6 protein-coding genes and 2 pseudogenes are annotated in these 5,233 nt (G+C 67.9%); 3 read left to right on the top strand and 5 right to left on the bottom strand.

The window, feature by feature from the left end; genetic code table 11:
- Nucleotides 1-424, bottom strand: a pseudogene (locus GXZ33_RS05765) (aspartate carbamoyltransferase); the annotation flags it as partial.
- The gene (gene pyrR, locus GXZ33_RS05760) at nucleotides 424-1,008 is read right to left on the bottom strand and encodes a bifunctional pyr operon transcriptional regulator/uracil phosphoribosyltransferase PyrR (RefSeq protein WP_291339911.1); all 585 of its coding nucleotides are present in this window, start codon (nucleotides 1,006-1,008) and stop codon (nucleotides 424-426) included. The pseudogene GXZ33_RS05765 and the gene pyrR, both read right to left, overlap by 1 nt.
- Nucleotides 1,009-1,165: 157 nt before the next feature.
- On the opposite strand from pyrR, the gene GXZ33_RS05755 reads away from it, so the two are divergent.
- From GXZ33_RS05755 to GXZ33_RS05745, 3 genes are read left to right on the top strand one after another with little or no spacing between them, the layout of a single operon-like run.
- Entirely contained in the window at nucleotides 1,166-2,563 is a 1,398-nt protein-coding gene (locus GXZ33_RS05755) for a TIGR01777 family oxidoreductase (protein WP_291339910.1), read from the top strand.
- A complete protein-coding gene (locus GXZ33_RS05750; protein WP_291339909.1) occupies nucleotides 2,560-3,066 on the top strand; it encodes a YbjN domain-containing protein in 507 nt (168 codons plus the stop codon). Before GXZ33_RS05755 ends, GXZ33_RS05750 begins: the two co-directional genes overlap by 4 nt.
- Nucleotides 3,059-3,532 (top strand): YbjN domain-containing protein, encoded by a 474-nt coding sequence (locus tag GXZ33_RS05745; RefSeq protein WP_291339908.1) that lies wholly within the window; start codon nucleotides 3,059-3,061, stop codon nucleotides 3,530-3,532. Before GXZ33_RS05750 ends, GXZ33_RS05745 begins: the two co-directional genes overlap by 8 nt.
- Nucleotides 3,533-3,618: 86 nt before the next feature.
- On the opposite strand, the gene GXZ33_RS05740 is transcribed toward GXZ33_RS05745, so the two are convergent.
- The 3 genes and pseudogenes from GXZ33_RS05740 to GXZ33_RS05730 all read right to left on the bottom strand — a co-directional run.
- Nucleotides 3,619-4,470 (bottom strand): PPK2 family polyphosphate kinase, encoded by an 852-nt coding sequence (locus tag GXZ33_RS05740; RefSeq protein ID WP_291339907.1) that lies wholly within the window; start codon nucleotides 4,468-4,470, stop codon nucleotides 3,619-3,621.
- Between the two features lie 30 nt (nucleotides 4,471-4,500).
- Nucleotides 4,501-5,052 carry a transcription antitermination factor NusB gene (nusB, locus tag GXZ33_RS05735; RefSeq protein WP_291339906.1) on the bottom strand — a complete coding sequence of 184 codons (552 nt, stop codon included), beginning with the start codon at nucleotides 5,050-5,052 and terminating at the stop codon, nucleotides 4,501-4,503.
- 11 nt (nucleotides 5,053-5,063) lie between these two features.
- Nucleotides 5,064-5,233: pseudogene (locus tag GXZ33_RS05730) on the bottom strand (elongation factor P); the annotation flags it as partial.

The raw sequence follows: 5,233 nt of genomic DNA, 5'->3' as shown, positions 1-5,233 counted from the left end.
CCTGGGTGGGGTGCTGATGCGAGCCGTCACCGGCGTTGATGACGGCGGTCGGGTAGCCGTTCTCGCCGATCCAGTCGGCGACGAGCTGCGCCGCGCCGGAGGAGGGGTGGCGCATGACGATGGCGTCGGCACCGATGGAGGCGAGAGTCAAGGCGGTGTCCTTGAGGGACTCGCCCTTCTTCACCGAGGAGGAGGACGCGGACAGGTTGATCACGTCGGCGCTCATCCACTTGCCCGCCGTCTCGAAGGAGGAACGGGTGCGGGTGGAGTTCTCGTAGAAGAGGGAGTAGATCGTGCGGCCACGCAGGGTCGGCAGCTTCTTGATCTCCCGCCCCTCCAGCGCCTCACGGAAACGGTCGGCCTCGTCCATCAGGCCGAGGATCTCGTCGCGGTCCAGGTCGGAGATGGACAGCAGATGCTTCATCAGTTGTTCTCCCGGGTGTCGGGCTTGGTCAGGATGACCGCGTCACGGCCGTCGATCGCCTCGAGGAGCACGGCGACGTCCTCGGAGCGTGCGGTCGGCAGATTCTTGCCGACGTAGTCCGCGCGGATCGGCAGCTGGCGGTGTCCCCGGTCGACGAGGACCGCGAGCTGGATGTTCTCCGGGCGGCCGAGGTCACGCAGGGCGTCGAGGGCGGCGCGGATGGTGCGACCGGAGTACAGCACGTCATCGACGAGGATGACCGTGGTGCCGTCGATGCCGCCGGCCGGGATGGTGGTGGGCTTCAGGGCGCGATGCGGCTTGTTGCGCAGGTCATCGCGGTAGAGCGTGATGTCGAGGGCGCCGACGGGTACCGCCACGCCGGAGAACTCCTCGACCTTGGCTGCCAGCCTGTCGGCCAGGGGCACTCCCCCCGACGGGATGCCCAGCAGCATGACTCGACCGGCCTCCGGGGAGTCCAGGGCCGTTTTCTCAATGATCTGGTGCGCGATGCGTGCGACAGTGCGGGCGACATCATCGGAGCCGAGCAGCTCCACTGTGGTCGCGCCGTCAGTGCGTTCACTCATCGTGACCTCCTTCCCCGCCTCTCTGTGCGGAACTTAAAGGATGTCGGACAAAGACGAACTGTGTCCATTGGTGTCTATGCTTGAAGACTGCAGCCGATACTATCACCCGCCGCCCCCGACATGGGTGCGCACCCGTCGACGAGAGGGACATCCCACCGTGAGTCTGACCACAAGTCACGTCGTTCCCGCGCCCCGCGAACAGGTCTGGGAGTGGCACACCCGACCGGGGGCCCTCGTCCGTCTGACGCCACCGTTCCTGCCCTTCATCCCCATGAAGCAGGCCGACAAACTCTCCGACGGCACCACCATCTTCGGTCTGCCGGCCGGCCTCAAGTGGGTCTCGCGGCACGACCTGTCGAACTACCGCCGCGGCCACCGCTTCACCGACGTGTGCATCAACGCCCCGGTCAAGACCCTGGCCAACTGGCGCCACGTCCACGACTTCGCCGACCACGAGGACGGCACCCTGGTCACCGACACCGTGACCACCCGCCTGCCGGCCAACGCGATGACCTCCTTCTTCGCCTACCGCCAGCAGCAGCTCATCAACGACTTTCTCTTCCTCGACCGCATCGCCCACCTCCAGCCGGAGAAGCCGCTGACCATCGCCATGACCGGCTCCCGCGGACTCGTGGGCCGGGCTCTCATGGCGCAGCTGGGCACCGCCGGCCACCACGTCATCCAGCTGGTGCGCCGCAACCCGAAGCCCTACCAGCGTCTGTGGGAGCCCTTCTCCCCCGCCCCGGACCTCCTCGACGGTGTCGACGTCCTCGTCCACCTCGCCGGCGAGCCGCTCTTCGGCCGTTTCAGCAACGCCCACAAGCAGGCGATCCGGGATTCCCGCGTCACCCCCACCAACCGGCTGGCCCGCCTGGTGGCGAACTCCCCCACCGTGCAGACCATGATCGCGGCCTCCGCCGTCGGCTACTACGGCGCCGACCGCGGCGACGAGGTCCTCACCGAGACCTCCGAACGCGGCGAGGGGTTCCTCGCGGACGTCGTGAGTGACTGGGAGGCCGCGACGGTGGTGGCCGCCGAGGCCGGCAAGCGCGTGATCAACGTCCGTTTCGGCGCCATCATGTCCGCCCGCTCCGGCATGCTCCCCGTGCTCAAGGCCCTCTTCTCCACCGGCTTGGGCGGCAGCTTCGGTGACGGCCAGATCTGGTTCCCGTGGATCTCCATCGACGACGCCACGGACATCCTCACCCGTGGCGTCCTCGACCCCGCCTGGTCCGGCCCCGTCAACGCCGTCTCCCCCACCGAGACCCTCAACCGCGACCTCACCGCCGCACTGTCCTCCGAGCTGCGCCGCCCCGCATTCATCCCGATCCCCTCGATCGGCCCGGCCATCATCCTCGGCCGCCAGGGCGCCCAGGAGCTCGCGCTGGCCAACCAGCGTGTCTCGCCGCAGATGCTTCTCGACGCCGACCACGTCTTCCGCTACCCCACCCTCGACCGGACCCTCGCCCACGAGTTGGGCGGCGAGGCGCTTTTCGACGCCGTCCGCGAGCTCGAGGCCCCCGAGGAGGAGAACCAGCTAGGGTTGGACGGGTGACTTCTGCACCCACATCACCCATTCCCGACACCCCGGTGTCCCCGGTCACCCCGGAGCGGATCTCCGAGCTCCTCGACGCCGAGGGTCTCCAGCACCGTCTCGAGTCCGCCCCCGTGGCCGCCGGCGAGACGCCGACGACCATCGTGCGCACCGGTTTCATCAACACGGCCATCGCGATCAGCATCGACGGCGACCAGCTCGTGTGCGACTCCATGTGGCGCGGCGAGGCGCCCAAGGACGAGGCACCGAAGGTCCTCGGTCTGGTCAACGAGTGGAACCAGACCCAGTACATGCCGACCCTGCGCTTCTTCGAGAACTCCGCCGGCGCCGGCCACCTGACCATCAGCGCCCTCCGCCAGATCGACATCGAGCACGGTCTGAGCCGCAACCAGATCGGCGCATTCATCATGTCCACCCTCGACGGCGTCCTGCGCGCCTACGAGTGGGTCGAGGCCCAGCTCCCCGAGCTGGTCACCTGGGAGGAGAAGCACGACCATGAGTAACCTCAGCCCCGTCACCATCGACCGCATCATCGAGGCCATGCGCGGCTTCGACGTCGAGCTGGAGAAGGTCGGCGACGACGACTCCGGTGTCGCCTCCGCCAACCTCAACGACATCCCCGTCACCTTCGCGGTGCTCGGCTCGGTGTTCATCGTGCGGGCGGACGTCGTCACGGAGCAGACGCTCAACGACGCCGACCCGACCCTCTACCTCGCCGCCAACCAGGTGAACTCGATCTCCTTCGGCGCACGCGCCACCATCGTGGACCGCGCGGAGAACCTCATCGTCCGCACCGAGCGTGACGTGCCCATCGCCGCCGGCATGAACGACGAGCAGCTGGCTGCCTCCGTGCGCGGCGCCGTCGACGCCGTGCTCACCGCCCACGACGGCATCAAGGCCACCGCCGATGACCTCGCCGAACTGCGCAAGCAGGTCGAGGCGGAGCTCGACGCCGCCGACGAGCAGTAGACCGGCAACCAGAAGATGCCGCGAGGGGCGTCCCGTCATGGTGGCGGGAGCCCCTCGCGGCATCTTTGCGTTGGTGGCTGGGGTGGCTAGGCCTTCTGCGCCCGCTCCAGCTCCAGCTCCACGTTGAAGTCAGCCGGCGGCCAGGTCAGGTCCATCGAACGCAGGGCATCCAGCACGAGGTACTTCACCGCCATGCGCGCGTACTTCTTCCGGTCACCCGGGATGCAGTACCAGGGGGCGAAGTCAGTGCTGGTCCGCTTCATCGCGATCTCGTAGGCCTGCTGGTACTCGTCCCACAGCTCGCGCTCGTCGAGGTCACCCGGGTTGTACTTCCAGTGCTTCTCGGGATTCTCCAGACGCTCGAGGAGATTCTCCTTCTGGAAGTCCTTCGAGATGTGCAGCATCACCTTGATGATCTTCACGTTCCGGGTCGCCATGTCGCGCTCGAAGTCGACGATCGCGTCGTAGCGGCGCTCGATCTCCTCCGGCGGGGCCATCTGCCGCACGCGCTGGATGAGCACGTCCTCGTAGTGGGAGCGGTCGAACACCGCGATCTGCCCGACGGCCGGCTCATGCGGGCGGACGCGCCACAGGAAATCGTGCCGACGTTCCTCGGCGGTCGGGGGCCCGAAGGCCCGGATCTTCAGGGCCTGCGGGTCGAAGGCCCGGAACACGTGGCGGATGACACCACCCTTGCCGGCCGTGTCCATGCCCTGCAGGACGAGCAGGACGCCACCGGTGCCCGGTACCCCGGAGCGGCCGTTGGCGTAGAGCTTCTCCTGCAGCTCATCGAGCTCGTCGTCGTGCTCGTGGAACTCGCGTTCCCAGTCCTCCTTGTCCCACTCGAAACCGGGGGTCGACGTGGGATCGACGTCCGCGATCCGGAAATCGGGGCCGACCCGGTGGGACAGGGCTTCTTCCATCGTGAACTGATCCATACCACGATGGTATAGATATTCAGCCCACGGCTACTCGGCGGACTCCTCAGAATCCCCGTCATCCGCGAAGGGGTTGAGCTCCGAGCCTGCCTGGACGACGTCGTCAAGCACCGCGTGGATGTACGGCGCCGCGACATCGGAGCCGTACTGGCTGGCCAGCTCGACACCCTCCACGACGGCGGTGGCGCCGTCGACCTCCGGGTTGAAGAGGATCTCCCAGACGCCGACGCGCAGGATGGCGCGGTCGACGGCCGGCAGACGGTTCAGCTCCCACGTCTCCGCGAGGTAGCGCTCGATCGTCTCGTCGATCGTGTCGAGCTGCTCGGCGGCACCCGTGACGATGTCGCGGGTGTAGGAGGCAATGGGGGCGACGCCGTGCACGTCGACGCGTGCCAGCTCGATGCGGTCCTCCACGACGGCGACGGGGTCGATGTCGCGGGCCTCCGCCTCGAAGAGGATGTCGACGGCGCGACGACGCGCACGGTAACGGGCACCGTGGCGGCGCCAGTTGCGCTCGTCCTCCTCGCGCTCCTCGCCGGCGCGGTCCGCGCGGTCGGTGGGCTGGTCCTTGGTGTCGGTCAAGTCAGTGGACCTTATGCGTTGACGCGGGAGAGGTACTCACCCGTGCGGGTGTCGACCTTGACGACGTTGCCGGTCTCCAGGAACAGCGGAACCTGGATCTCGGCGCCGGACTCGAGGGTGGCCGGCTTGGTGCCGCCGGTGGAGCGGTCGCCCTGCAGGCCCGGCTCGGTGTGGGTGATCT

The organism is Corynebacterium sp., assembly GCF_012838985.1.
Taxonomy (GTDB): Bacteria; Actinomycetota; Actinomycetes; order Mycobacteriales; family Mycobacteriaceae; genus Corynebacterium.
Note: the sequence above shows the minus strand (reverse complement) of the source record. Positions and strands in the feature narration are given on the sequence as shown.